The sequence below is a fragment of the Brevundimonas intermedia genome (assembly GCF_004614235.1).
GTDB classification, from domain to species: domain Bacteria; phylum Pseudomonadota; class Alphaproteobacteria; order Caulobacterales; family Caulobacteraceae; genus Brevundimonas; species Brevundimonas intermedia_A.
Window position 1 is genome coordinate 1,323,150 of the sequence record NZ_SPVH01000006.1, and the last position, 25,320, is coordinate 1,348,469.

The window sequence follows — 25,320 nt, forward strand, 5'->3', positions numbered from 1 at the left end:
GCGCCAGAACGACGGCTTCGCCGCCGTGCGCTCAAGCCCTCTTCCAGCGGGAGAGGGTTATTTCTTGGCGGCTTCGATCAGTTTGGCGATTTCGGCGGGGTCGATGCCGGGGCTGGCCTTGCCGTTGATGAAGAAGGTGGGCGTGCCGCGCAGGCGCAGGGCGGCGGCCGTGGTGTGGATGTCGGCGATGTGGCGTGTGGTGTCGGGCGAGGCGATGGCGGCCTTGGCGCGGGCCATGTCCACGCCGTTGGCGGCCAGGATGGCGTCGATGGACTGGATCGACAGGGCGCGCTCGGTCATCAGGGCGTCGTAGACCTCCAGATACTTGCCCTGCTGATGCGCGGCCAGGGCGGCGCGGGCGGCGTACTGCGAGGTGATGTCGTCGCCGCGGTCCAGGATCGGCCAGTCCTTGAAGACGAAGCGGACCTCCGGGTGGGCGGCCATCAGGGCGCGATAGTCGTGGGCCACGGCCTTGCAACCGGGGCAGCGGAAATCGAAGAACTCGACCACCGTGACCTTGGCGTTCGCCGGACCGAAGGCGGGGTCGCGGGCGTCGGGCGCCAAGAGGCCGGCGTTGGCGGCGGCGGCCTGGTTGGTTTCTTCCACGCTGGCCTCGGCTTCCTTCGCCTGCAGCGCCAACTGCGTCTCTTGCAGCACCTCGGGATGCTCCAGCAGATAGGACCGGACGTCGGACCCATCGGCGCTGAAATAGGGCGCGACCGAGAACCCCAGGGCGATGACCGACAAACCGAGGGCCAGATAGCCGGCGCGTGCGCCGCTCAGCCACGCAGGCTTGGCGGGCTTGGTTACGGGCGCAGGCGTGGGGGCGTCGTCGGTCATACAGGCTCGCAGTCGGGGGAAGGGTCAGTTGAGGGTGGCCGGTCGGCGCGCGGCGTCGCGACGGTCCAGGTCGTTGAGATCGTCGGGCGTGGCGCCCGAGGCCAGGACGATGTCCACGGCCCGGCGCCATTCCATGGAGCCGGGGTCCAGCATGGAGCGGGCGCGCAGGGCGAACTGTGTCGCCTCTTTCTCGCTGCCGGCCGCGAAATAGTATTCGGCCGAGGCCAGTCGCGCCTCGCCCTCCTTGCCTTGCGAGGCATAGGCCTGGGCCAGAAGGCGCCAGGCCATGGTGTTGTCCTTCTCGGCGACGACGGCGTGCTTCAGCTGGTCGATGGCCTCGTCCAGATTGGCCTTGTCGTTGGTCTCGATCAGGGCGTGGGCCAGGTTGACGCGCAGCAGGGGGGCGTCGGGCTTGAGCCGCACGGCCTCGCGGTGGGCGGCCACGGCCTCGGCCGCGCGGCCTTCCTCGAACAGGATCTGGCCCTTCAGTTCCTGGAAATAGGGATTGGTCACGTCGCCGGCGATCAGTTCGTCCACCGCCGTCAGCGCCTTTTCCGTCTGGCCGTCGCGATACCAGGCGATGGCGCGGGCGTAGCGGCCGGGCAGGGAGGTGTCGGTCGACGGATAGTCCCGCAGCGTCGCGTTCGGCGGATCCATGAAGGCGTGGATCTTGGCCAGGATCAGGGCGTGCTGGGCCATGCGTTCGGGGCTGTCGCGGTGATCGTAGTGCGGCTGTTCCTGCACATAGCGGCGCAGGGTCTCGATCCGGTTCGACGACAGGGGGTGGCTGCGGAAATAGGGATAGCGACGGGCGTCGGAAAAGACTTCCTGCGAACGGAAATTCTCGAAGAAGGACACCAGGCCCGCGCCAGATTCGCCTGCGCCCTCCAGCGCCCGCGCGCCCGTAATGTCGGCCTCGCCTTCCTGGCTCTGCATATAGTGCAGGGCGCCGAGGGCGCCGAAATACTGGCTGGAGCCCAGCAGGGCGACGCCGGCGTCGGGCGCGCCGGCGGCGATAGCCAGGGCGCCCAGGGCCATGGTCATCAGCATGGGCTGGCGGCCGGCGTTCTGGGCCCCGTCGCGCAGGGTGTGGCGGTTCTTGATGTGCCCGGCTTCGTGCGCCATCACGCCCAGCAGTTCGCCGGGCGTCTTGGTGCGCAGGATCAGGCCGGTGTTGACGCCCATGATCCGCCCGCGCGTGGCGAAGGCGTTCAGATCGTCGTCATTGACCAGCAGGACCTGGATGTCGGTCGGGTTCAGCCCCATCGAGACGAAGACCGGGTCAGCCCATTCGCGCACGATGCCCTCGACCTCGGTGTCGCGGATCAGGCTCTGAGCCGAGGCCTGGCCGGCGACGACGAGAGCCGTCAGGCCCGCCGCCGTCGCCGCCAGAACGCGAGATGCAGATCGGGGAAGCCATCTCATGGCTCTACTCCAATAGCGACCGGCCCCCGCCTGCATCCTGACAGTCTAATCGTGACCGATCAGCGGCGCCACCACCCACGCTTGGGCTTTTCAGGCGGTGCGACGATCTGGTTCGGATCTTCGGCGATGATCGCCTCGACGTCGATCTCGGGCGTCGGGGCCACGAACGGTTCGGCCAGGACGGCCTCTGCGACCGGAACCGGGGTCGGCTCCTCGACCGGCGCGACCTCGGTCGGCTCGGAGATCATGGCCTCGTGCGGGGTCACGTCCAGTTCGACCGGCGCGCCTTCGACCGCAGACTCGTTCGGCTCGATGGCCGTGTCGGGATGCGGTTCGGTCGCGATCTCGACATTGGCGCTGGCCGACTTGCGGCGCACGCGACGACGTTGCGGTTCCGGCGCAACAGCCGGAGTATCGACTTCAGCCGTCTCGGCGGGCGCATCGACCATCACGGCCATCGGCGTCTCGGGCGAGCCGTCGGGCGGCATGCCTTCGTTGGTGGCGCGGTTCTCGACCTTGATCTCGTGACCGACGGGCGCGTCGCCACGACCCCGACCGCGACGACGGCGACGGCGCGAACGGCCGCCTTCCTCGCCGGAGCCTTCGCCGGCTGCCACGTCCAGACCTTCGACTTCGGACTGAGCCGCAGCGGGTCGTTCGGCGCGCTCGGGACGCTCAGCACGTTCTGGGCGACCTTCCGAACGGCCGGGATTCAGCGGGTCGAACCAGACATAGGGGTCGTCCAGCGACGGGGTGCGGCCTCGGACCCAGGTATAGACGTCACGCTCGCCGTCCTCGCGGACGCGGCGACCGCCACGGCGGCCACGGCGACGGCGACGGCCGTTCTCGTCTTCCTCGTCGTCCGAGGCGTCGTCGACGTTCAGCGTATCGGCGGCTTCGACGGTTTCGGCGACCTCTGCGGTCTCCTCGTCGCGACGACCGCCGCGACGGCGGCGATTGCGGCCCCGACCGCGATCGCGATCACGACCGCCGGACTCGGCGCGTTCAGCCCGTTCGCGCGGCTCGTCATCGTCGCTGTCCTCGCGGTCCAGCGCCTCGACATCGTCGTCATCGTCGCCGACGATTTCCTCGTCGTCGTCCTCATCCTCGTCTTCGTACAGCGAGGCGTCGAAGTCGTCGTCGAGATTGGGCATCTCGATCTCGGGCGCGACGAAGTCCTCGTTGGTCTCGGTGCGCTCGATATTGTGCTCGCCCTGACCCAGGCTGTCGTCGATCTGGACGATGACGTTCAGGCCGCGACGTTCCAGCAGCGACTGCAGATAGGCGCGCTTGTGGTTCAGGATGTACAGGCCGACGGCGGTGCAGACCTTCAGCACCACGACGCCCGCGCCATTCTTGCCGGCCTCGATGTCGACCGCGCGCAGGGTCATCAGGGCGGCGGATTCGGCAGAGCGGATGCGGCCGGTGCCCTGGCAGTGCGGGCAGGCCTCGGTGGCGCCCTCGATCACGCCCAGGCGGCGACGCTGGCGGCTGATCTCCATCAGGCCGAAGGGCGAGATGCGGCCCATCTGGATGCGGGCGCGGTCGGAGGACAGGGCCTCTTTCAACACGCGCTCGACGGCGCGGTTGTTCTTGCTCTCATCCATGTCGATGAAGTCGATGACGACCAGGCCGGCGAGGTCGCGCAGGCGCAGCTGGCGGGCGGCTTCTTCGGCCGCCTCCATATTGGTCTTGAACGCCGTCTGCTCGACGTTGCGTTCCTTGGTGGCGCGACCCGAGTTGACGTCGATGGCCACCAGGGCCTCGGTCTGGTTGATGACCAGATAGCCGCCCGACTTCAGCGGCACGACCGGCTGATGGATCTGCGTCAGCAGTTCTTCGATGCCGTTGGCGGCGAACAGGGGCCGCGAGCCGCGATACAGGTGAACCTTGTTGGCCTGGGCGGGCATCAGCACGCGCATGAAGTCGCGCGCTTCCTTGAAGCCTTCGACGCCCTCGACCTGAATGCCGTCGAAATCCTTGTCGAACATGTCGCGCACGGCGCGGCGGACCAGGTTCTCTTCCTCGTAGATGACCGAGGGGGCATGAGAGGCGAGGGTGGTCTCGCGGATCGTCTCCCACAGGCGCAGCAGATACTGATAATCGCGCTTGATCTCGGCCTTGGTGCGCTTGGCGCCGGCCGTGCGGATGATCAGGCCCATGCCCTTGGGCACGTCCAGGGCCGAGACGGCGCTTTTCAGGCGGCGACGGTCGGAGGTGTTGGTGATCTTGCGGCTGATGCCGCCGCCCTTGCCCGTGTTGGGCATCAGGACGCAGTAGCGGCCGGCCAGCGACAGCCAGGTGGTCAGGGCCGCGCCTTTGGCGCCGCGCTCGTCCTTGACGACCTGAACCAGCAGGATCTGGCGGCGCTTGATGACGTCCTGGATCTTGTAGCGACGCATCAGGCGGCGCTTCAGACGTTCCTCATCGGCCAGGGCGCCTTCGGGATCGACGTCGTCGCCGGTCGATTCCCGATCCAGATCGTCCTCGTCCTCATCGTCGTGCGCTTCGGCCATGATGGCTTCGCGGTCGGCGACCGGGATCTGATAATAGTCGGGGTGGATTTCGTTGAAGGCCAGGAAGCCGTGGCGGTTGCCGCCGTATTCGATGAACGCAGCCTGCAGGCTGGGCTCTACGCGGGTGACCTTGGCGAGGTAGATGTTGCCGCGAAGCTGGCGCTTCGCACGGGATTCGAAATCGAATTCCTCAATTTGGCGTCCGTCCACGATGGCGACCCGGGTCTCCTCGGGATGCGCCGCATCGATCAGCATTGTCTTTGACATGGATAGTCTCTCTCTGGCGCGCGCAGGCCGACCGTCCCGGAACACCGGGCAGGGTCATGGCGGCTCGCCGAATGAAGGTGGGGGCCGGCGCGCGCGACATCCCCTCGCCGAGAACGGCGAAGCGGGCTTGATCAAGCCGTTGGGGAACGCAGGCGGAAAGGCCCATTGAAGTCGTCGGTCCTGAACCGGGCGCGCCAATCCCTTGGGAAGGCCGCGTCCCTGGTCCGCTCTTCGAACCATCGGCGATGCCGGGGCGGTTCTCGGATTGGTGAAAGTCAACGCCGCGAGGAGGGCGCGCCAAGATTCGCAGAGGCGAAATCGGCGCGATCGGTTCGCGAGCGGTCACAGCATAGTCACGCAACTGGAGAATTAAAAGGCGTTCGCCTTAACCCCCTGAATACGAGCGTCTGGCATGATGACGGCCTAGTAGGCTTTATTTGGGTTTGGCGTCGCAATGAGCGGTCGCGTTTTGACAGGTCTGATGCGCTGGGGCGCGAAGGAATGGGCGATGACCGCCTTGGCCTTCGTGGTCATCTGCGTGGTCGGTCTGTTCGCGACGCGCGGTTTCGCATGGGGCGCTCAAGGGGATGTGCTGGCCGTGCGTTTCGGCGCAGACGGCGACCGGACCCGCGTCGTCATCGATCTGGACAAGTCGGCGCAGGGCCGTGTCATCGACGCGGGCGGCGAAGGTCGCGTGGTTCTGGCCCTGAACGGCGTCGCGCCGGGGCGGGGGCTGAACGGCGGCGGATCGGGCCTGGTGCGGTCCTACGAGGTCACGTCTTCCGGCGGGTCGTCGCGGGTCCAGCTGGAGCTGGCGCGGGGCAGCGAGATCGAGCGACGCTTCCTGCTTCCGCCCGGCGACGGCGTAAGCCACTATCGTTATGTCGTGGATTTGAAGGCGACCGGCGCGGCCGTGCGCGCCTCGACGACACCTGCGCCGCGACCCAGTGCGCCGCCGCGCCGGGCCGAACGGCCGCTGATCGTCATCGATGCTGGTCATGGCGGCAATGACCCCGGCGCCAGCGGCGCTCGCGCCCAGGAAAAGCAGGTCACCCTGGCCGCCGCCCTGGCGCTGAAGACCGAGTTGGAGAAGAACGGTCGTTATCGCGTGCGGCTGACGCGGTCCGACGATCGGTATGTGGACCTGTATCGCCGGGTGTCCATCGCGCGTCAGTCGGACGCCGACCTGTTCATCTCTCTGCACGCCGACGCCGGGGCCGATCCGGCGCTGCGCGGGGCCAGCGTCTATACGCTGTCGGAACAGGGCGCAGGCCGGGCCGTGCGCGAGTTCACGCGCGGCGACAACTGGCACCGCGAACTGCACCTGCCGGGCCGCGACCCGTCGGTGGACCGTATTCTGCTGGATATGACCCAGCGCGCGACCCAGAATCGCTCGGCTCAGTTCGCCCGTGTCCTGCTGACCCATCTGGAAGGCTCGGACCAGCCGCTGCTGCGCCGTAGTCATCGCGATGCTGGTCTGGCCGTTCTGCTGGCGCCCGACGTGCCGGCCGTGCTGCTGGAGATGGGCTTCATCACCAATCCCGAGGACGAGCGGCTGCTGACCGACGAGCGCGCGCGCCGTCGTTTGATGAAGTCGGTCGCGGATGGCATCGACCGCTATTTCCGCGAACCGTCGGCCCCGATGATGACCGCCTCCAACACCGGGGCGACGGGTTAGGGCCGGCGCGGCGCAACCAAGCCCGGCTTCGCCGGTTCCAAGCCCATGAAAAGAGCAATCGTTACGGGTGGCGCAGGTCTGATCGGATCCGGCGTCTGCAGGGCCTTGGTCGCGCGCGGTTGGGAAGTCGCTTCCTTCGATCTGAAGGCTGGCATGACCACCGACACGCGCCAGATCCTTTGCGACATTGGCGACGAAGCCTCGGTGGCCAAGGGCTACGAAGAACTTGGCTGGTCGGAACTGGACCTGCTGGTGAACAACGGCGGCGTGGCTGATCCCGTCAGCGGGCCGCTGGCCGAACTGTCGCTGGAGGACTGGCGCAAGACGGTGGACAGCCATCTGACGGGCGCCTTCCTGATGACCCGCAGCGCCATTCCGTTGATGGCGAAGGGCGGGAGCATCATCAACATGGCCTCGACCCGCGCCTTCATGTCGGAACCCGAGACCGAAGCCTATGCCGCGTCCAAGGGCGCCATGGTCGCCCTGACCCACGCCCTGGCCATCAGCCTGGGGCCGAAGACGCGGGTGAATGCGATCGCGCCGGGCTGGATTTCCGGCGACGACGACCTGCGTCCCGTCGATCACGACCAGCATCCCGTCGGCCGCGTCGGCCGTGTCGAGGACATCGCCCAGGCCGTGCTCTATTTAGCCGACGCTGGCTTCGTCACGGGTCAGGTGTTGACGGTGGACGGCGGCATGACGCGCAAGATGATCTACGCCGAATAGGCGAGATCAGGCCAGGCCCGCCTTCTTCAGCGTCTTCCAGGCCTTGATGACGCGTTGCAGCTTGGCCTCCGCGCCCCGGTCGCCATTGTTGGTGTCGGGGTGAAAGCGTTTCAGCAGGTCGTGGTACTGGGCCTTGATCTTGGCCTTGTCCGCGCCGGGATCCAGATCCAGGTCGGCCAAGGCGGCGCGTTCCAGCTTGCCGATGCGGCGATCCTCGGTCGGAGACTGGGGCGCCTGGTCGCCCTTGCGCCCGAACAGGCCGAAGCTGTCGCGCCATGAGCCGGCGCCGGTGGTGTTGGACGTGCCCATCTTGGCGGCGAAGGCGGCGGCCTCGCGCGTGAACTTGCCGGCCTGCATTTCCCAGGTCGGGCGACCTCCGGTCATGGCCTCGTTTTCCTGAAGGTTGCGAATCTGGCCTTCGCTCATGCCGGCGTAGAAGTTCCAGCCCTTGTTGTACTCGCCGGCGTGGGGCTGGCAGAATTCGTAGAAGTCGTTCAGCCGCTCTCGCGACTTCGGCGCCTTGGCGGCCGCGGCCCTGCGACAGTCGGGCCATTGGCACGGCGTCTCGCCCGGCTTGAGGTGAAGGACGTCGGCTTTCGCCGCCTCTTCATCGGGCTTGGGCGGCTTCACCCGAATGTCGGTGAAGCGCGGCTTGTATTGAAAGGAGGCGGACATCAGCCGAAGTGTAAGGCCGAATGGGACAGCATCAAGGAATCGATCATGTCAGAAGGCCCGGTTGCGACGATTATTCGTGCAAAACTGACCGATGGGCTCTCGCCGCAACGGCTGGAGGTCGAAGATGACAGCTGGCGACACGCCGGGCATCACCATGAAGGCGGGATGGACGCCAAACCCGGTGGGGAAAGCCACTTCAATCTGGTGATCGTTTCGGTCGCTTTCCAGGGGCAGTCGCGTCTGGCGCGACAGCGTGCGGTCAACGCCTTGCTCAAGGACGAGATGGCCGGACCCGTCCACGCACTGTCGATCAAGGCGCTGACGCCGGAGGAGGCGGGGGAAACCGCTTGATGGAAAAAACAGCGTTCACATCGTCTTAGAACCTTCGTCTTAGCGTCACGCGACCAAACAGAACGTGGGGATCTGGGCTTATGGTGGAATCCGACGGCGTCGCGAAGGCGTTTGAAGGCGATCAGCGCGCCGGCGATGCAGCCCAGGCCCTGACGGCCATCCTGCAAACGCAATATCTGCGCTACCTGATCATCGCCTCGTGGGCTCTCGGGCTGCTGGGCACGGTGGGTCTGTGGCAGGCGGTGCTGTGGTTCGGCGTGACGGTTGCAGCGGGCGCGGTGCGCGGCTCGGTGGAACACCGGCTGAGCCATCGCGTGGGCACGAACTGGGGGGTCATCTTCCCCATCGTCGCCACGGTGACGACCGGCGCCTGGGCCATCGCACCCTTGCTGGCCTGGTTTTCTCCTTCCGATTTTGGGCGACCGCTGGCCCTGGCCCTGATCATCTCCGGCTATGTGCTGGTTTTCGCCCAACTGCGCAGCTCGCCGCGTCAGGCCTTGATCATTTCGTCCCCCTATGGTGCGGCGGCGGCGGTCATTCTGTTCAGCCTGTGGGGCTCTAGCGAGTTCTGGTCGATGCTGGCCGTCCTGCCGTTCACGGCGGCGGGGCTGTTCGTCCTGGTGACCATGACCCTGCTGCGCGAAGAGCGCATACGCGCCTTCCAGTCGCATCAGTCCCATCTGATCGAGGAACTGGAAGCCGCGCGCGACAAGGCCAATGCCGCCAACGACGCAAAGTCGAACTTCCTGGGCGTGATCTCTCACGAACTGCGCACACCGATGAACGGCGTCCTGGGCGCAGCCCAACTGCTCAGCGCGACGCGTCTGGAGGCGACGCAACGCGAGTATCTGTCGATCATCCGCAACTCCGGCGACAACCTGCTGTCGCTGCTGAACGACATCCTCGACATGACCAAGATCGAGGCGGGGAAGATGAACTTCGAGGTCGTCGATATCGCCGTCGACAGCCTGCACAAGCGGATCACCGGACCGTTCGAAGCCCAGGCCGAGGCCAAGGGGCTGGAGTTCGTCTCGACCCTGGAAGGCGAAATCCCGACGGTGGTGCGCGGCGACCCGCTGCGGGTCTGCCAGGTGGTTCAGAACCTGCTGTCGAACGCGGTCAAGTTCACCGAATCTGGCCAGATCCATTACATCGTGCGCGGTCATCGCGTGTCGGACCAGCGGGTGCGGTTCGAGTTCATCGTCAAGGACAGCGGCACCGGCATCGCGGCGGCGGATCTGGAGCGGCTATTCCTGCCCTTCACCCAAGTCGATACCTCCTCGACGCGCCGGTTCGGCGGCACGGGGCTGGGCCTGACCATTGCGCGGCGCATGGCCAACATCATGGGCGGCGATATCACCGTCACCTCAAGGCTGGCGGAAGGGTCGTGCTTCACCCTGGAGATCGAGGCCGAGGTGGTGGAGTGGGCCAAGCCGGTCGCGGCCGACGAAGTCCATGCCGAGATTGAGGGCGGCGAATCGCTGCGCGTGCTGGTGGTCGAGGACCATCCGGTGAACCGCATGATCCTGGAAGCCTGGATGAGTTCGGCCAGCCACGTCACATCGACGGCCGAAAACGGCCAGATGGCGGTCGAGATCGCCAAGGATCAGCCGTTCGACCTGATCATCATGGATGTGAACATGCCGGTCATGGACGGCCTGACCGCCACCCGACTTATTCGCGACGGCGGGGGCCAGAACGCGGGCACACCCATCGTCGTCCTGTCGGCCTCCGCCCGCAACGAAGACCACGAGGCAGGCCTGGAGGCCGGCGCCGACGCCTATCTGAACAAGCCCATCGACTTCAGCGCTCTGGCCGCCCTGATGGGACGGGTCGGGGGCGGACGCGAGGCGGTCGCGCAGATGGCGCTGCCGCCGTCCCAGACCTCCGTCGCCGCCTGATTGCGGCCGAGACGTGTTCTTTATATGAATGCAGGCCTCTGACGGCGGTTCAGACCCGCCTCAGCCGCCGCGCTCCATAACTGCACTCAAGTCGAAACCCTTCGGCGCAGTTGGAGACACGATCATGAGAAAGATCCTTACCGCTACGATGGCCGCCCTGATGGCCACCACCGCCCTGGGCGCCGCCGGCGCAGCCTCGGCCCAGTCGCGCGGCGATCATCGTTACGAGCAACGTGATGACCGTCGCGACAACCGCCAGGATCGTCGTGAAGACCGCCGCGAGTTCCGTCAGGACCAGCGCCAGGACCGTCAGGAGTATCGCCAGCAGCAGCGTGCTTATGATCGTTGGCAGCGGGCCGAGCGTCGCTACAACGCTCCCCGCTATGCACCCCCGCGCGGCTATGCAGTGCGCACCTGGAGCTATGGTCAGCGGATGCCGTCCTACTACCGGACCAACGCCTATGTGGTGAACGATTACGGACGTTATGGCCTGCGCGCCCCGCCCCGCGGCTACCAATATGTCCGCAGCGGCAATGATGTGGTTCTCGCCGCCGTCGCCGGGGGTCTGATCACCGCCGTGATCGCCGGCCTGTTCAACTGATCTCCTGAGATCGAAGACACGCCCCGGAGGGAAACCTCCGGGGCGTTTTTCGTTCTGCTATGCGGCGACGCTTCGAGCGCCCAAGATGGATGACGATGCGCGCCTTCGCCGAGCTTCTGGATCGTTTGTCCCTGACCGCTTCGCGCAATGCGAAGCTGGTGCTGGTGAGGGATTATCTGAGGGCGACGCCTGACCCCGACCGGGGCTGGGCGCTGGCGGCGCTGACGGGCGACCTGACGTTCGACGCCGCCAAGCCGGCGATGATCAGGAAGGCGGTAGAGGGGCGGGTGGACAGCGTGCTGTTCGGCTGGTCCTACGACTATGTCGGGGATCTGGCCGAGACGGTGGCGTTGATCTGGCCCGTGACGCCCGATCACCGGCCCAATCGCGAGCCGGAACTGGCCGAGGTGGTCGAGGCCCTGCGCACCGCCAGCCGGGCCGAGGTGCGGGGACTGCTGGAAGGCTGGCTCGACGCGCTGGAGCCGAAAGGGCGGTGGGCGCTGCTGAAGCTGATGACCGGGGCCCTGCGGGTCGGACTGTCCGCGCGGTTGGCCAAGACGGCGGCGGCGATGATGCGACCGGACGCGGTGATGGCGCCGCCGTCGCCGGACGGGGATGAGGCGCAGACGACGCTGGAGGCCCTGGACGCCTCGGCTATCGAAGAGGTCTGGCATGCGGTCGAGGCGCCCTATGCCGACCTGTTCGCCTGGTTGGAGGGCAGGGCGGAGCGGCCCAGCCCCGACGCGCCCGGCCGGTTCCGGCCCGTCATGCTGGCCGTCGCCATAGACGAGGCGGTCGATCTGCCCAAGCTGTCGCCCGCCGACTACGCCGCCGAATGGAAGTGGGACGGCATACGGGTTCAGGCGGTGCTGGAGGGCGATGTCGGCAAGCTGTATTCCCGAACCGGCGACGAGATTTCGGCCGCCTTTCCCGATGTGATGGAGGCCTTGGCGTTCCAGGGCGCGATCGACGGCGAACTGATCGTGTGGCGCGACGGGGCGGTGGCGCCGTTCGGGGATCTGCAGCAACGGCTGAACCGCAAGACGGTGGACGCCAAGGCCATGCAGGCCTTTCCGGCGGCGGTGGTCGCCTATGACTTGCTGGCCCAGGACGGCGAGGATTTGCGGAGTTTGCCGCTTCGCCAGCGCCGGGCGCGGCTGGAAACTCTGGTGGCGGACCATACGGGCGAGCGGCTGCATCTGTCGCCCGTGGTCGATTACGCCGATTGGGATCAGCTGGCGCGGCTCAGGGCGGACCCTCCTGTTGGGGCGGCGGCGGAGGGGCTGATGCTGAAGCGCTGGGACAGCCCCTATCTGGCGGGCCGGCCCAAGGGGCCGTGGTTCAAGTGGAAGCGCGATCCGCACGTCATCGACGCCGTCCTGATGTACGCCCAGCGCGGGCATGGGAAACGATCCAGCTTCTATTCCGACTACACCTTCGGCGTCTGGACGCCGGAAGGGGCGCTGACGCCGGTGGGCAAAGCCTATTTCGGCTTCACCGACGAGGAGCTGAAACAGCTCGACAAGTTCGTGCGCGACCACACCATCGACCGCTTCGGGCCGGTGCGGTCGGTGCGGGCCGAGCGGGATTTCGGACTGGTGCTGGAGATCGCCTTCGAAGGGTTGAACCGATCGACGCGGCACAAGTCGGGCGTGGCCATGCGCTTTCCCCGCGTCAGCCGCATTCGCTGGGACAAGCCGGCGCGAGAGGCCAACACCATCGACGACGTGATGGACCTGCTGGACGCCATCGAAAGCGGCGGCGGACGGATCGCCAAGGCCTGAAAACGGGCTTTCGGGGGTTCCAATCGGCGCGTCAGGCGTTAGACCCGGCCCTATGTCTTCGCCAATCCCAGCCGATATCACCCCTATCGCCGAAGCGGTCGCCGCAGGGCGCAAGGCCGTGTCCATCGACACCGCCGTGATCGCCAAACTGACCGACATGGCCGGTGATTTCGCGATCAACTTGACCATCGCCATCCTGATCTTCGCCGCCACTGTGTTTGCGGCGAAATGGGCGTCGAGGGCGGCGCGCAACGGCCTGTCGCGGGTGCGCGGCTTCCGCCACGATCCGACGGTTCTGAGCTTTGCGGTGCAGGTCGTGCGGGTGGTGGTGTTCATCATCGGCATGATCGCCGTGTTGCAACGGTTGGGCGTGCAGACGACCTCGATCATCGCGGTGCTGGGCGCGGCGTCGCTGGCCGTCGGTCTGGCGCTGCAGGGCACGCTGTCGAACGTGGCGTCGGGGATCATGCTGCTGGTGCTGCGGCCCTATCGCGTCGGGGACGTCGTGGACGTGGGCGGCATGTCGGGCACGGTGCAGCGGCTGGACCTGTTCACCACCCAGCTTTCGAACGCCAACAACCACAAGATCGTTATCCCCAACTCGAAGGTTCTGAGCGATCCTTTGACCAATCTGACCGGCCAGCAGACGCGCCGGATCGAGATCAACTTCTCCGTCGGCTATGGCGACGACCTGAACCAGGCGCGCTGCGTTCTGGCGGACATGGCCGAGGCGCACGACAAGGTTCTGCACGACCCCCATCCCTGGACAGGGGTGACCGGCCTTCTGGACAGTTCCGTGCAGGTGACTTTGCACGCCTGGGTCAAGGTCGGGGACTGGTGGCAGACCCAGGCCGATCTGATGCAGGCCGGCAAGGAGGCGCTGGACGCCGCCGGAATCGAAATCCCGTTCCCGCATCAGGTCGCCGTGCCGTATGGCGACGAGGATGTGATGCCGGTGGTCCGTGTGCGGACTGTCGACGATGAGGCAGCTGATTTGAAGGCGACGACCCGCTGATGCGCTACGATTTCGGATCCGACAACACCGCCGGCATGGCGCCCAGCGCCATCGAGGGCCTGGTGCGCGCCAACGACGGTTTCGCGCGCGCCTACGGCGGCGACGACGTCACGGCGCGCGCCGCCGATCAGATCCGCCAGCGGCTGGATGCCGACGCCGAGGTGCGGTTCGTCTTCAGCGGCACGGCCGCCAACGCCATCGCCCTGTCGATGCTGGCCCAGCCCTATGAGGCGGTTCTGGCGCACAACGCCGCCCACATCTGCACCGACGAGACGGGGGCTCCGGGATTCTTCGGTCATGGCGTCGGCCTGATCGGCCTGCCGGGCTTTTCGGGCAAGATCGATCCGCTGGCCCTTCAGGTGCATCTGGACGAGGCCGAAGTCGGCCACCGCCAGCCGCCGGCGGCCCTGTCGCTGACCCAGGCCACCGAATATGGCGCGGTCTATACCGAGGAAGAGCTGCGTCATCTGATCGAGCCGACCAAGGCGCTGGGATACGGCGTCCATATGGACGGCGCACGGCTGACCAATGCGGCCGCTTCGGGGTTCGACCTGAAGGACATCGCCCGGCTGGGCGTGGACGTGCTGGTGTTCGGCGGGGCCAAGGCGGGCGCCAACTGCGCCGAGGCCATCGTCCTATTCGACAAGGGCCTGGCGCGGCGTCTGGACAATCGCCTGAAACAGGCGGGGCAGACGGCGTCGAAGGCGCGGATGCTGTCGGGGCCGATGCTGGGGCTGCTGGAAAGCGGCGACTGGGAATCGGGCGGCGCCCACGCCAATCTGATGGCGCAGAAGCTGGCGGCGGGGATCGCTGTACGCACCCCCTTCGTGCTGGCCCATCCGGTCGAGGCCAACGCCGTCTTCGTGCGGATGTCGCCTGAGGCGCATGCGCGCCTGAACGCCCTGGGCTGGGCCTGCTATCCGTTCGACGATGGATCGGTGCGGTTCGTCTGTTCGTGGGCGACGCAGGAAGCGGCCGTGGACGAGCTGATCGAGGCGGTCGTCAGCCTGGGTTGAGCGACTAATCCCCGGTCGCGCGCCAGCGTGGCCTTTCCCCGGTCGCATTGGGTTTCCATATGCGGATCATGGCGATACGAGGCGAACGCTCCGGCGGCAGGCGTGACCCGATGGTCAAGGCGCAGCAGGCAGGAAGCACACAGGACAAGACGGACGGACCCCCGACGCTGACGGCGCTGGCGGACCTTGCGCGGCTGGTGGCCCGTTCGGGCGCTCCGCACCTGAAACTGAGGCTGATCTTCGCCATCCTGCTGACGCTGGCGGGCAAGGGGCTGGGCGTTATGGCGCCGCTGGTGCTGGGCGCGGCGGTCAATCGGCTGGCGGCGGGTCAGGGCGCGGCGGCGGCCGTCGGTCTGGGCTTTGCGGCCTTCGCCATCGGCTGGACCTTCGTGCGGTTTCTGTCGGCGGCCTCGCCCCTGATTTCGGACGTCGTGTTCGCGCCCGTGCGCGCCGCCGCCCAGCGCACCACGGCGGCCGAGGCCTTTGCTCATGCGTTGAGCCTGTCGCTGGATTTCCACCAGACCAAACGCTCGGGCGCCCTGTCGCGGACGATGGATCGCGGGTCGCGCGCGGTGGACTTCCTGCTGCGCATCCTGGCCTTCAACCTGATCCCGACCGGGGTCGAGCTGGTGCTGGCGGCGGGGGTGCTGGGCGCGAAATACGACTGGCGGTTCGCGGCCGGCGCGGGAGTCGTGGTGGTGATCTACACGGCCGCCACCTTCGCCATGTCCAACTGGCGGCTTGAGCATCGCCGGATCATGAACGCGGCCGATTCCGAGGCCGCCGGCGTCTCGGTCGACGCCCTGCTGAACTATGAGACGGTCAAGTCGTTCGGCGCCGAGACGCGTGCGGCCGCCACCTATGACCGGGCTCTGGGCGACTATGCCGAGGCGTCGCTGAAGGCCAACAGCTCGCTGGCCATGCTGAACGGGATGCAGGCCCTGGTGATGAACCTGGGGCTAGGCGTCATGGCGGTGATGGCCGGGTTCGAGGCGGCGGCCGGTCGGATGGGACCGGGCGACGTGACGGCGGCGGTGCTGATCATGATCTCGCTGTATGCGCCGCTGAACATCCTGGGTTTCGCCTATCGGGAAATCCGCCAGTCCTTCATCGACATGGAGGAGATGCTGAAGGTGACGCGTCAGACGCCCCAGGTCGCAGACGCCTCCAATGCGCTGGCCCTGCCGCGTCCGGTCGATGCGCGCGGCGCGTCCGTCCGGTTCGAAAACGTCGGCTTCCGCCACGACGCGCGGGCGAACGGGTTGGAGGACGTCAGCTTCTTTGCGGCGCCCGGCACGACGACGGCGCTGGTCGGGCCGTCAGGCGCCGGCAAGTCCACCATCGTCAAACTGGCGCTACGGCTGCTGGACCCGCAGGAAGGGCGCGTGCTGATCGACGGTCATGATGCGCGTCAGGTGACGCAGGCGTCTTTGCGCGCGGCGGTGGCCCTGGTGCCGCAGGACGTGGCCCTGTTCAACGACACCCTGGGCGCCAATATCGCCTTCGCGCGACCCGATGCGGACGAGGCCCAGGTCTGGGCGGCGGCCGAGGCGGCGGAACTGGCCGACTTCATTCGCGGCCTGCCGGACGGTATGGAGACCAAGGTCGGCGAGCGAGGCCTGAAGCTGTCCGGCGGCGAGCGTCAGCGTGTCGGCATCGCGCGGGCCCTGCTGGCCGATCCCTGCATCCTGATCCTGGACGAGGCGACCAGCGCCCTGGACAGCCGCACCGAGGCCGCGATCCAGAAGACGCTGCAAAAGGCGCGTCATGGCCGCACGACCCTGGTGGTGGCGCACAGGCTGTCGACCGTGGCGGACGCCGATCAGATCCTGGTGCTGAAGGCCGGGAGGATCGTCGAGCGTGGCGGGCACCATGAGCTGGTGGCGCGGCAGGGCGGGGAATACGCCGCCCTGTGGCGCAAGCAGACGCGCGCCGGCAAGACGTCTCAGGTCGCGGACTGATCGCTCGCGGGTAGCTTCTTGCGCAGGACTTCGTGCAGATTGGTCAGGATGGCCGTTCGCGCGGCCTGTTCCTCGGGCGGCAGGGACAACAGCACCTTCATCGCCTGGGCGTGAACGGTGGCGATACGCCAGTCGAATCCGCCATGGCGCGGCGCGGCGTCCAGCAGGTCGCACAGACCCTTGGCCGCCGTGCACAGGTCGTCCATCGCAAACGGGCTGGCCGCGTCGATGATCTGGCTGGAGGCGGAATAGGCCAGGTCCAGCCGCATCGGCTCGATCAGGTCGGGCTCAGGCTTGGCCAGCAGGACGGCGATATTCTCGGTGATGATGGCTCGGGCCTGGTCCTGCAAGCCGTCCAGATTGGCCCTGGCCTGGGCCAAGGCGACGCCGACGCTGACGCCGCCGGGGCGATCCAGCATTTCGGACAGGCGCGACTTGCGCTGGGTGTGGGTGATGACGGTCATAGGGCCAGGCTCTCCATCCCATTGGCCTTGCGCAACATGTCGGCCCGGCGTTCGACGCCCTCATAGCCGCTGTGTCGGAACCGGCGGTCCGGCCCCAGATAGTCGCCGACCTCCAGGAAGGGCCGACTGTCGCGGGCGACCCACAGGATGCGTTCAAGCAGCATCGCGGGGCTGAACGGCTTTGTGACGACGAAGTTGGCGCCGCAGTCGCGGGCCTCGGCCACACGCCCGCGCCGGATGTGGCTGGCGGTCATGATGACGGGGGTGAAGGCGTTAGGATTGGGGCCCGACCGGCGCAGCCAGCGCACCAGCTCGAACCCGTCGATGTCGGGCATGTCGGTGTCCACGACCAGCAGATCGATGGGCTTGTCGGTCAACAGCTTCTTGGCCTGGGTTCCCGTGCCGCAGGCATAGGCCGGGCGGATGCCGAACCCGGTCAGGGCGTTGGACGTCAGCGTCAAAGAAAAGGGCGAATCGTCGACGATCATCGTGATCGCGCCGCCCAGGTTGAAGACGGCGCTTTCGCGCAGGGATTCGCCGCCGCTCATGCCGCGATGGCCCCGGTCTGTCCCGCCGTCGTCGTGATCATGGCTGGTCGCAAACCCCGAAGCCCCTCGATAAAGGCCAAGGTTGGCAGACGATAGTGGACGCTGCGTTAACGCTGTTCTGTTACAGCGCGCCGATGGCGTAGAAGCGGTCGGCGCGGCGTTTCTTGATCTGCTGGGGCGACAGGCCCTCGAAACCCTTCAGCTCTTCGGCCAGCACGTCGCCGACATTGGCCATGGCGGCGTCGCGATCGGTGTGGGCGCCGCCCACCGGTTCCTCAATCAGGCGATCCACGATCTTCAGGCTCATCAGGTCCGGGCCGGTGATCTTCATCGCCATGGCCGCGTCCCTGGCCCGCGCGCCGTCGCGCCAAAGGATGCCGGCCGCACCCTCGGGCGAGATGACCGAATAGATCGAATGCTCCAGCATCAGCACGCGGCTGGCCGCCGCGATGGCGATGGCGCCGCCCGAACCGCCTTCACCGGTGATGGTGGCGATGGAGGGCACGCCCAGCGTCAGGCAGCGCTCGGTCGAACGGGCGATGGCCTCGGCCTGGCCGCGCTCCTCGGCGCCCAGGCCGGGATAGGCGCCGGCGGTGTCGATGAAGCTGAGGACCGGCAGGCCGAACTGCTCGGCCATGTCCATCAGGCGCACAGCCTTGCGATAGCCCTCGGGCCGGGCCATGCCGAAGTTGTGGGTGATGCGGGTGGCGGTGTCGTGGCCCTTTTCATGGCCCATGATCACGACCGGACGACCGCGAAAGCGCGCCAGGCCGCCCAGGATGGCTTGGTCGTCGCCGAACTGGCGGTCGCCGTGCAGCTCGTTCCAGTCGGTGAATAGGCTCTGGACATAGTCGATGAAGTGCGGACGCTGCGGGTGGCGCGCGACCTGGGTCTTCATCCAGGGGTCCAGACCGGCGTAGGTCTTCTTGCGAAGCTGCTCGGCCTTCTTGCGCAGGCCCTCGATCTCGTTGTCGAAATCGCCCGAGGCGTCGGACAGCAGCGACAGCTCCTCGATCTTGGCTTCCAGATCGGCGATCGGCTTTTCGAAGTCGAGATAGTGCGTGGCCATCAAGGCGTCCGGGAACTGCGAGCGGGCAAAAGCGCCCTTGGGGAAGGCGGGGGAACCTAGAGAGGTCAACGCCGCCGGGCAAGCGGCGGTTCAGTCGTCGCGCGCCAAGGGGTGGTTTTGGTGGACGACCTGGGCCAGGCGGTCGGTGGCGACGTGGGTGTAGATCTGGGTGGTGGCGATGTCGGCGTGGCCCAGCAGGGTCTGGACGACGCGCAGGTCGGCGCCCCCTTCCAGCAGGTGGGTGGCGAAGGCGTGGCGCAGGACGTGGGGGCTGACGCGGGCCGGGTCGATGCCGGCCGTGATCGCGGCCTCGTCCAGCAGTTGGGCGAAGCGGCGTGGGGTCAGGTGGCCAGTGCGACCGGATGAAGGGAACAGCCAGGGGCTGTCGGGCGCCTCGGGCTTTCGCCCATCTTTGCCCTTGAGCTTGGCGTCGCGGGCCGTCAGCCAGGCCTTGACGGCCTCGCGCGCGGCGGTGTTCAGGGGCGCGAGCCGTTCCTTGCCGCCCTTGCCGCGCACGATCAGATAGGCGGGGGCGCGGCGTATGGCCTCGACCTTGAGTCCCAGCAGTTCCGAAACCCGCAGGCCCGAGGCGTAAGCCATCTCGACCAGGGCGACCAGGCGTAAGCCCCCTGCGGCGTCGCGGGCGGCGGCGGCGGCCAGCAGGGCGTCGATCTCGTCGCGGCTCAGCACCTTCGGCAGGGACCGGCCCTGTTTCGGCGCGTCGAGGCGGCGCGACGGGTCGTCGGTGCGCCAGCCTTCGGCCAGGGCGAAGCGGTAGAACTGACGCGCGGAGGACCGGCGTCGTGCGGCGGTGGCGGCGGACAGGCCGCGCCGCGACAGGTCGGCGAACCAGCCCTCGACCGCCTCGGCATCGGCCTTCATCAGCCCGCCGGCGTCGGACAGCGCGGTCTCGGCGTCGGCCAAGTCGCGGCCATAGGCGGACAGGGTGTGGGGCGAGGCGTCGCGTTCGACGGCCATCATCTCCAGAAAGGCCTCGATCTGGGGCGTCATCGCACCGTCCGTCCTTCGAACGGATGGCGTGGGGGCGGGCTTGGTGTAGAGGTTTGATCGATCATGCCTGCCTGCGTCGCCGCCTTCGCCGTCCTTTCGACCGACCGTTCCGCCGGAGCCGCCGGATGAGGCGGCGCGCGAATCCGGGACCGACCCGCACCATAGCCCTGGTTGGGCTGATGGGGGTGGGCAAATCGTCGGTGGGGCGCCGGCTGGCCAATCGGCTGAAACTGCCCTTCGCCGACGGCGACGTTGAAATCGAATCGGCGGCCGGAATGACGGTGTCGGAAATCTTCGCCGCCCTGGGCGAGGCCGAGTTCCGGGCGGGCGAGGCACGGGTGATCCGCCGCCTGCTGGAAGGGCCGCCCATCGTGCTGGCCACCGGCGGCGGGGCGATGATGAACCCGGAGACGCGCGCGCTGTTGAAGGCGCGATCCGACACGGTGTGGCTCCGGGCCGATCTGGCGGTGATCGCGGAACGGGTGGCGCGGCGCGACACGCGTCCTCTGTTGCGCGGCAAGGACCCGCTGGAGGTCCTGACGACCTTGGCCGAGGCGCGCTATCCCATCTATGGCGAGGCGGACGTGACCGTGGACGTGGGCCAGGGCTCGCACGGCCAGGCGGTGGACGCCATTCACAAGAACCTGCGCCGACACTGGCGCCACAGACGGCGCGCGGAGACGAAGACGTGACGATCATTCCGGTCAGCGGCGGGGCCTTTGCGGCCTATGACGTGGTGGTGGGACGTGGCCTGCTGGCCCAGGCGGGGACTCATATCGCGCCGCTGGCCAGGGGACGGACGGTCATCGTCACCGACGAGACGGTGGCGGGCATCCACGCCGAGGCCTTGACGGTGTCGCTGACAGCGGCGGGCGTCAGAAGCGAGATCGTGGCGGTGCCGGCGGGCGAAGGCTCCAAGTCCTTCGCCGAGCTGGAGCGGGTGCTGGATCGGCTGCTGGAGATCGGGCTAGACCGCAAGGATGTGGTGATCGCCCTGGGCGGCGGGGTCGTGGGTGACCTGGCCGGTCTGGCGGCGGCGCTGTTCATGCGCGGCATCGACTTCGTGCAGATCCCCACGACCCTGCTGGCCCAGGTGGATTCCTCGGTCGGCGGCAAGACGGCCATCGACACGCCGCGCGGCAAGAACCTGGTCGGCGCTTTCCACCAGCCGCGCCTGGTGCTGGCCGATATCGACGTGCTGGCGACGCTGCCGGAACGTCAGGTGAGGTCCGGCTGGGCCGAGGTGCTGAAGCACGGGCTGATCTGCGACGCGGCCTTCTTCGACTGGCTGGCCGGCGAAGGGGCGGCGGGTGCGACCGGCGATCCGGCGGCGCTGGAACGGGCGGTGATCCGTTCGGTCGAGATCAAGAGCGCGGTGGTCGGCGAGGACGAGAAGGAGGCCGGGCGGCGCGCCCTGCTGAACCTGGGCCACACCTTCGGCCATGCCGTCGAGACGGAGGTTGGTTTCGACGAGGGCGCGCTGGCGCACGGCGAGGCGGTGGCCCTGGGGTGCTGCATGGCCTTCCGGTATGCGGCGCGTGAGGGGCTGTGTTCGGCGCAGGATGTGGCGCGGGTCGAGGCGGTGGTCGCGGCGGCGGGCCTGCCGACGCGGCTGGCGCAGGCGGGGTCATTCGCGGCCGACCGGCTGTTGACGCTGATGGCGGGCGACAAGAAGGCCGAGGGCGGGGCGTTGACCCTGATCCTGGCGCACGGAATCGGCCAGGCCTTCGTGGCCAAGGGCGTGGATGCGTCCAAGGTGCGGGCTTTCCTGATCGAGGAAGGCGCGACCGCGTGATGCGGATCGTCACGGTCCCGCTGGAGGACCGGTTCGTGCGGCTGGAACCGTTCGAGGACAGGCTGAAGGCCGAGGTGCGGGCGGCGCTGGATTGCGACGCCGCGTCCTGGGACATCATGGTCGCGTCGGCTTACAGCGCGCATTTCGAAGGCTGGTGGGACAGCGCCCTGGCGGCGATGCAGGCGGGCACACGGATCGCCTATGCCGTGCGGCGGCTGTCCGACGGCGTCGTCGTCGGCACGACCAGCCTGTACGAGATCAACCCGGCCTATCGCCGCTGCGAGATCGGCTCGACCTTCTATCGACCAGAGGCCCGGGGCGGAGCGATCAATCCGGCCTGCAAGCGGCTGTTGCTCGGTCACGCCTTTGATGCAGGCGCGGTGCGGGTCGAGATCATCACCGACGCCGTCAACGCCCAGAGCCAGGCCGCCATCCTGAAGCTGGGCGCCAAGGCCGAGGGCGTGCTGAGCAAACACAAGATCACCTGGACCGGCCGAGCACGCGACACCGCCATGTTCGCCGTAATCGACGACGACTGGCCCGAGGTGCGCGACGGACTGGATCGAAGGCTGGCTAAGTTCCAAGGCGATTAGGCAGCGCCTTCAAACCCTTCGCCCATTACCAAAGCTTCACTGGCGACCTGAGGATTGAAGTGGTGGTTTGCCGGCTTCTCGAACGGGGCCGGCATCATGTTTCGACAGCTTACAGCGACACTGGCGATTGTCGTCGCCCTGACCGGTGCGCCGCTCCGAGTCCTGGCTCAGTCTTCGACCCGCGCGGATCTGGACGCCTGGGCCCAGCGCCAGATGAGCCTGCGCTCCATTCCAGGCATGCAGATCGCGGTCGTGAAGGATGGGCGGATCGTCCATTCGGGCGCCTATGGCTTGGCCAATCTGCAGACGCCGGTCCCCGTGACCGAGCAGACCGTCTTCTCGATCAACTCGGCGACCAAGGCCTTTACCGGCGTCGAGATCCTGCGGCTGGTCGAGCGCGGACAGGTGGACCTGGATGCGCCGGTTTCGACCTATCTGGCGGACTTGCCGCAAGCCTGGCGTCCGATCACCGTGCGTCAGTTGCTGACCCATATGTCGGGTCTGCCGGACATCATCACGCCCGACGGCGGCTATGTCGGTCGCGACAGGGCGGGCGCGCTGGCGGCCCTCGCGGACCTGCCCTTGAGGTCGGTTCCGGGCGAGCGGTTCGCCTATAACCAGACCAACTATCTGCTGCTGCAGTGGATCGTCGAACAGGCGCAGGGGCGTCCGTTCGAGGCTGTCTTGGGCGAGGACGTCTTCAGGTCGCTGAGCATGACCCATTCGGGGTTCGGCGATTCCCTGGATCTGATTCCCGGCAAGGCCGACAGTTATCGCTTCAGTCGTCCCGGAGAGGGCGAGGCGCCGCGCCTTCAGAACGTGCACGAGCTGTTTCCGCCGTTCACCCGCGCCGCCGCCGGCATCAACAGTTCGGCGCCCGATCTGGCGCGCTGGTTGATCGCCCTACAAGCCGGCGAAATCCTCAAGCCCGAGACGCTGGAGGCGCTGTGGACGCCGGGACGCTTCAACAACGGCAAGGCGGGCGAGTGGGCCAATGGATGGGTCGTCGTCGACCGCCGGGATCACCCTTCGGTCGGGATGACGGGCGGCGGCCGGTCGGCCTTCTTCGTCTATCCCAAGGATCGGGTGGCGGTGATCATCCTGACCAATCTCGCCGGCGCCTCTCCCGAGGAACTGGTCGATTCCGTCGCGACCCGCTTCATTCCGGGCATGAAGTTGACGGGCGTGGCCGCGCTGCAGGAGCGGCTGGAAGCGGAAGGGTTCGATCAGGCCGAGCGGGTTGCGGCGGAACTCGCAGCACGGGACGGCGCCGGCGCGCTGCCGGAAAGCGACCTGAACAACTGGGGCTACCGGTTGCTGTCCAGGGGACGGGTCGCAGACGCCCTGACCTTGATGAAGCTGATCGTCAGCCTCTATCCGCAAAGCGGCAACGCCTACGACAGCCTGGCCGAGGCCTATGCAAAGTCAGGCGACCGTGCGCGGGCTAGGGAGAACTACCAGCGGTCGCTCGTGCTGGATCCGGCCAACACCAACGCCGCCGAGCAACTGCGTCTGCTTGGAACCGACCCGTCCTAGAGGCGTCAGGGGATCAGGCGCTCGGCCCTGAGTTGCTCGAACAGGGCGAAGAAGGCGTCGTCGGTGGGCTGGTAGTCGAGGAAGCCCAGGCGGCGGCTCTTGCCCATGTCGGTCACCACCTCGATGGGGCGGCCGAGGTCGGCGTCGGTGTGCCAGGGCGAGGCCAGCCGATCCAGATCGGGCTCGATCAGGGTCTCGCGCTCGGCGATCCGGCGCCAGACGGCGTGATCTTCGGCCATCTGGACCTCCAAGGGCAGGATCGTGCCGTCGAACTCGGCTGGGACGAGGCCGAACCAGTCGGCGATCCGGCCCCACATCCACTTCCAGCGGAAGACATCGCCGTTGACGACGTTGAAGGCCTGGTTGGCGGCGGCGGGCGTGGTTGCAGCCCAGACCAAGTGACGCGCCAACTGGGTCGCGCTGGTCATGTCGGTCAGGCCGTTCCACTGGGCCTCGGAACCGGGGAAGCGGAACGGGCGTCCGGTCTCGCGGCACAGGCTGGCGTAGGCGGCCAGGGTGGTTCCCATGTTCATGGCGTTGCCGACCGCCTTGCCGATGATGGTGTGGGGGCGGTGGATACTCCAGGCGAAGCCGTCGCGATCGGCGGCTCCGAAGACCTCGTCCTCCTGGGCGTAGTAGAAGTTGTCGATATTCAGCCGGCCCTGTTCCTCGCGGAACGGGGTCTGAGGCAGGACGCCCTGGCCATAGGCCTCGAACGGGCCGAGGTAGTGTTTCAGGCCGGTGACCAGGGCGACATGACGCACAGAGGCCGCCGGGCGCACGGCGTCCAGCACGGTGCGGACCATGGCGGCGTTGACGCGGATGTTCGCAGCCTCCGTCGCCTGGCGCGCCCAGATGGTGAAGAAGACGGCGTCGGGGCGGGCGTCGGCGAGAGCCGTCGCCGTCGCCGCCGGATCGTGGAGGTCGGCGACAATGGGCGTGACGCCCGCCTGCGCGACAGGACGGCGGGCGAGGCCCAGGACCGACCAGCCTTGCAACACGAGTTCGGCCGCGACGGCGCCGCCGGCGATGCCGCTGGATCCCACCACAAGGGCTGTTTTGGACATGGTCGTCTCCTGTTGGTTCGCACATCACCTAGTGGGGGCGGCGCCGGGTCGCTAGAAGGCACCATTTGGGGACCTGGCTCCCGAAAGGCGACCACCATGCAGGCAAGCGGCGAAGACGACGACTGGCGCGAGGACTGCGCGCCCCGACGGGTGCTGGAGTTGTTCGCGACCAAATGGACCAGCATGGTCCTGCACACCCTGCATGCGCGTCACGGCGGCTGTGCGCGGGCGGGCGCGTTGCTGCGCAGCCTGCCGGGGGTGTCCAAGAAGATGCTGACCCAGACGCTGCGCGAGATGGAGGTCAGCGGCCTGATCAGCCGCCATGTGCTGGAGACGATGCCGCCCGCCGTCGAATACCGGCTGACGGACCTGGGCGCGCGGTTCGTGGAGCCGGTCGAACTGCTTTATGCCTGGGGGCGGGACAATGCGGAGGCGCTGGACCGGCTCGCGCCGCGACCGACGTCGCGCCGGGGCTAGGCTT

23 protein-coding genes are annotated in these 25,320 nt (G+C 67.6%); 14 read left to right on the top strand and 9 right to left on the bottom strand.

Features of this window, described 5'->3' with window-relative positions:
* Positions 1 to 57: 57 nt before the first annotated feature.
* The 3 genes from EGY25_RS12935 to EGY25_RS12945 are packed head-to-tail and all read right to left on the bottom strand — an operon-like array spanning position 58 to position 5,048.
* Entirely contained in the window at positions 58 to 840 is a 783-nt protein-coding gene (locus tag EGY25_RS12935) for a thioredoxin domain-containing protein (RefSeq protein ID WP_135195348.1), read from the bottom strand.
* 24 nt (positions 841 to 864) lie between these two features.
* On the bottom strand, positions 865 to 2,265 hold the full coding sequence (locus EGY25_RS12940) for a M48 family metalloprotease (protein ID WP_135195349.1): 1,401 nt from the start codon (positions 2,263 to 2,265) through the stop codon (positions 865 to 867).
* A 59-nt stretch (positions 2,266 to 2,324) separates the two neighbouring features.
* Positions 2,325 to 5,048 carry an Rne/Rng family ribonuclease gene (locus EGY25_RS12945; RefSeq protein WP_167762548.1) on the bottom strand — a complete coding sequence of 908 codons (2,724 nt, stop codon included), beginning with the start codon at positions 5,046 to 5,048 and terminating at the stop codon, positions 2,325 to 2,327.
* Positions 5,049 to 5,556: 508 nt separating this feature from the next.
* Between EGY25_RS12945 and EGY25_RS12950 the strand changes: the two genes are divergently transcribed.
* Together EGY25_RS12950 and EGY25_RS12955 are read left to right on the top strand one after the other, a co-directional pair.
* Positions 5,557 to 6,726 (top strand): N-acetylmuramoyl-L-alanine amidase family protein, encoded by a 1,170-nt coding sequence (locus EGY25_RS12950; RefSeq protein ID WP_209308045.1) that lies wholly within the window; start codon positions 5,557 to 5,559, stop codon positions 6,724 to 6,726.
* 45 nt (positions 6,727 to 6,771) lie between these two features.
* A complete protein-coding gene (locus EGY25_RS12955; RefSeq protein ID WP_135195351.1) occupies positions 6,772 to 7,452 on the top strand; it encodes an SDR family oxidoreductase in 681 nt (226 codons plus the stop codon).
* A gap of 6 nt (positions 7,453 to 7,458) precedes the next feature.
* Here EGY25_RS12955 and EGY25_RS12960 read toward each other — a convergent pair whose 3' ends face one another.
* Positions 7,459 to 8,127 (bottom strand): J domain-containing protein, encoded by a 669-nt coding sequence (locus tag EGY25_RS12960; protein WP_135195352.1) that lies wholly within the window; start codon positions 8,125 to 8,127, stop codon positions 7,459 to 7,461.
* A gap of 45 nt (positions 8,128 to 8,172) precedes the next feature.
* Here EGY25_RS12960 and EGY25_RS12965 point away from each other — a divergent pair, with 45 nt between their 5' ends.
* The 7 genes from EGY25_RS12965 (at position 8,173) to EGY25_RS12995 (ending at position 16,756) form a co-directional block, all read left to right on the top strand.
* Positions 8,173 to 8,478 carry a BolA family protein gene (locus tag EGY25_RS12965; protein ID WP_135195353.1) on the top strand — a complete coding sequence of 102 codons (306 nt, stop codon included), beginning with the start codon at positions 8,173 to 8,175 and terminating at the stop codon, positions 8,476 to 8,478.
* A gap of 80 nt (positions 8,479 to 8,558) precedes the next feature.
* Positions 8,559 to 10,379: a response regulator gene (locus EGY25_RS12970; protein WP_135195354.1), complete on the top strand. Its 1,821-nt coding sequence runs from the start codon at positions 8,559 to 8,561 to the stop codon at positions 10,377 to 10,379.
* A 124-nt stretch (positions 10,380 to 10,503) separates the two neighbouring features.
* Positions 10,504 to 10,980 carry an RcnB family protein gene (locus tag EGY25_RS12975; RefSeq protein ID WP_135195355.1) on the top strand — a complete coding sequence of 159 codons (477 nt, stop codon included), beginning with the start codon at positions 10,504 to 10,506 and terminating at the stop codon, positions 10,978 to 10,980.
* A 95-nt stretch (positions 10,981 to 11,075) separates the two neighbouring features.
* Entirely contained in the window at positions 11,076 to 12,764 is a 1,689-nt protein-coding gene (locus tag EGY25_RS12980; RefSeq protein WP_135195356.1) for a cisplatin damage response ATP-dependent DNA ligase, read from the top strand.
* Positions 12,765 to 12,816: 52 nt separating this feature from the next.
* The gene (locus tag EGY25_RS12985) at positions 12,817 to 13,779 is read left to right on the top strand and encodes a mechanosensitive ion channel family protein (protein WP_135195357.1); all 963 of its coding nucleotides are present in this window, start codon (positions 12,817 to 12,819) and stop codon (positions 13,777 to 13,779) included.
* Complete coding sequence (locus EGY25_RS12990) at positions 13,779 to 14,795, top strand: threonine aldolase family protein (protein WP_135195358.1); 1,017 nt, start codon at positions 13,779 to 13,781, stop codon at positions 14,793 to 14,795. Before EGY25_RS12985 ends, EGY25_RS12990 begins: the two co-directional genes overlap by 1 nt.
* Positions 14,796 to 14,905: 110 nt before the next feature.
* Positions 14,906 to 16,756, top strand: coding sequence for an ABCB family ABC transporter ATP-binding protein/permease (locus EGY25_RS12995; protein WP_209308046.1), 1,851 nt, complete (start codon positions 14,906 to 14,908; stop codon positions 16,754 to 16,756).
* On the opposite strand, the gene EGY25_RS13000 is transcribed toward EGY25_RS12995, so the two are convergent.
* The 4 genes from EGY25_RS13000 to EGY25_RS13015 all read right to left on the bottom strand — a co-directional run bounded on the left by EGY25_RS13000 (position 16,741) and on the right by EGY25_RS13015 (position 19,848).
* Complete coding sequence (locus EGY25_RS13000; RefSeq protein WP_135195360.1) at positions 16,741 to 17,220, bottom strand: chemotaxis protein CheE; 480 nt, start codon at positions 17,218 to 17,220, stop codon at positions 16,741 to 16,743. The genes EGY25_RS12995 and EGY25_RS13000 overlap by 16 nt on opposite strands.
* On the bottom strand, positions 17,217 to 17,768 hold the full coding sequence (locus tag EGY25_RS13005; RefSeq protein WP_135195361.1) for a response regulator: 552 nt from the start codon (positions 17,766 to 17,768) through the stop codon (positions 17,217 to 17,219). The genes EGY25_RS13000 and EGY25_RS13005 overlap by 4 nt, the downstream gene beginning before the upstream one ends.
* A 121-nt stretch (positions 17,769 to 17,889) precedes the next feature.
* On the bottom strand, positions 17,890 to 18,837 hold the full coding sequence (locus tag EGY25_RS13010) for an acetyl-CoA carboxylase carboxyltransferase subunit alpha (protein ID WP_135195362.1): 948 nt from the start codon (positions 18,835 to 18,837) through the stop codon (positions 17,890 to 17,892).
* Positions 18,838 to 18,927: 90 nt separating this feature from the next.
* The gene (locus EGY25_RS13015) at positions 18,928 to 19,848 is read right to left on the bottom strand and encodes a site-specific tyrosine recombinase XerD (RefSeq protein ID WP_135195363.1); all 921 of its coding nucleotides are present in this window, start codon (positions 19,846 to 19,848) and stop codon (positions 18,928 to 18,930) included.
* Positions 19,849 to 19,973: 125 nt separating this feature from the next.
* Between EGY25_RS13015 and EGY25_RS13020 the strand changes: the two genes are divergently transcribed.
* From EGY25_RS13020 to EGY25_RS13035, 4 genes are all read left to right on the top strand, one after another.
* Complete coding sequence (locus tag EGY25_RS13020) at positions 19,974 to 20,540, top strand: shikimate kinase (protein WP_135195364.1); 567 nt, start codon at positions 19,974 to 19,976, stop codon at positions 20,538 to 20,540.
* Complete coding sequence (gene aroB, locus EGY25_RS13025; RefSeq protein ID WP_135195365.1) at positions 20,537 to 21,643, top strand: 3-dehydroquinate synthase; 1,107 nt, start codon at positions 20,537 to 20,539, stop codon at positions 21,641 to 21,643. The genes EGY25_RS13020 and aroB overlap by 4 nt, the downstream gene beginning before the upstream one ends.
* The gene (locus EGY25_RS13030; RefSeq protein WP_135195645.1) at positions 21,643 to 22,236 is read left to right on the top strand and encodes a GNAT family N-acetyltransferase; all 594 of its coding nucleotides are present in this window, start codon (positions 21,643 to 21,645) and stop codon (positions 22,234 to 22,236) included. The genes aroB and EGY25_RS13030 overlap by 1 nt, the downstream gene beginning before the upstream one ends.
* Before the next feature lie 96 nt (positions 22,237 to 22,332).
* Entirely contained in the window at positions 22,333 to 23,772 is a 1,440-nt protein-coding gene (locus tag EGY25_RS13035; protein ID WP_135195366.1) for a serine hydrolase, read from the top strand.
* 5 nt (positions 23,773 to 23,777) lie between these two features.
* On the opposite strand, the gene EGY25_RS13040 is transcribed toward EGY25_RS13035, so the two are convergent.
* The gene (locus tag EGY25_RS13040; RefSeq protein WP_135195367.1) at positions 23,778 to 24,839 is read right to left on the bottom strand and encodes an SDR family oxidoreductase; all 1,062 of its coding nucleotides are present in this window, start codon (positions 24,837 to 24,839) and stop codon (positions 23,778 to 23,780) included.
* A gap of 96 nt (positions 24,840 to 24,935) precedes the next feature.
* Between EGY25_RS13040 and EGY25_RS13045 the strand changes: the two genes are divergently transcribed.
* Positions 24,936 to 25,316 (top strand): winged helix-turn-helix transcriptional regulator, encoded by a 381-nt coding sequence (locus EGY25_RS13045; RefSeq protein WP_135195368.1) that lies wholly within the window; start codon positions 24,936 to 24,938, stop codon positions 25,314 to 25,316.
* Positions 25,317 to 25,320: the final 4 nt, after the last annotated feature.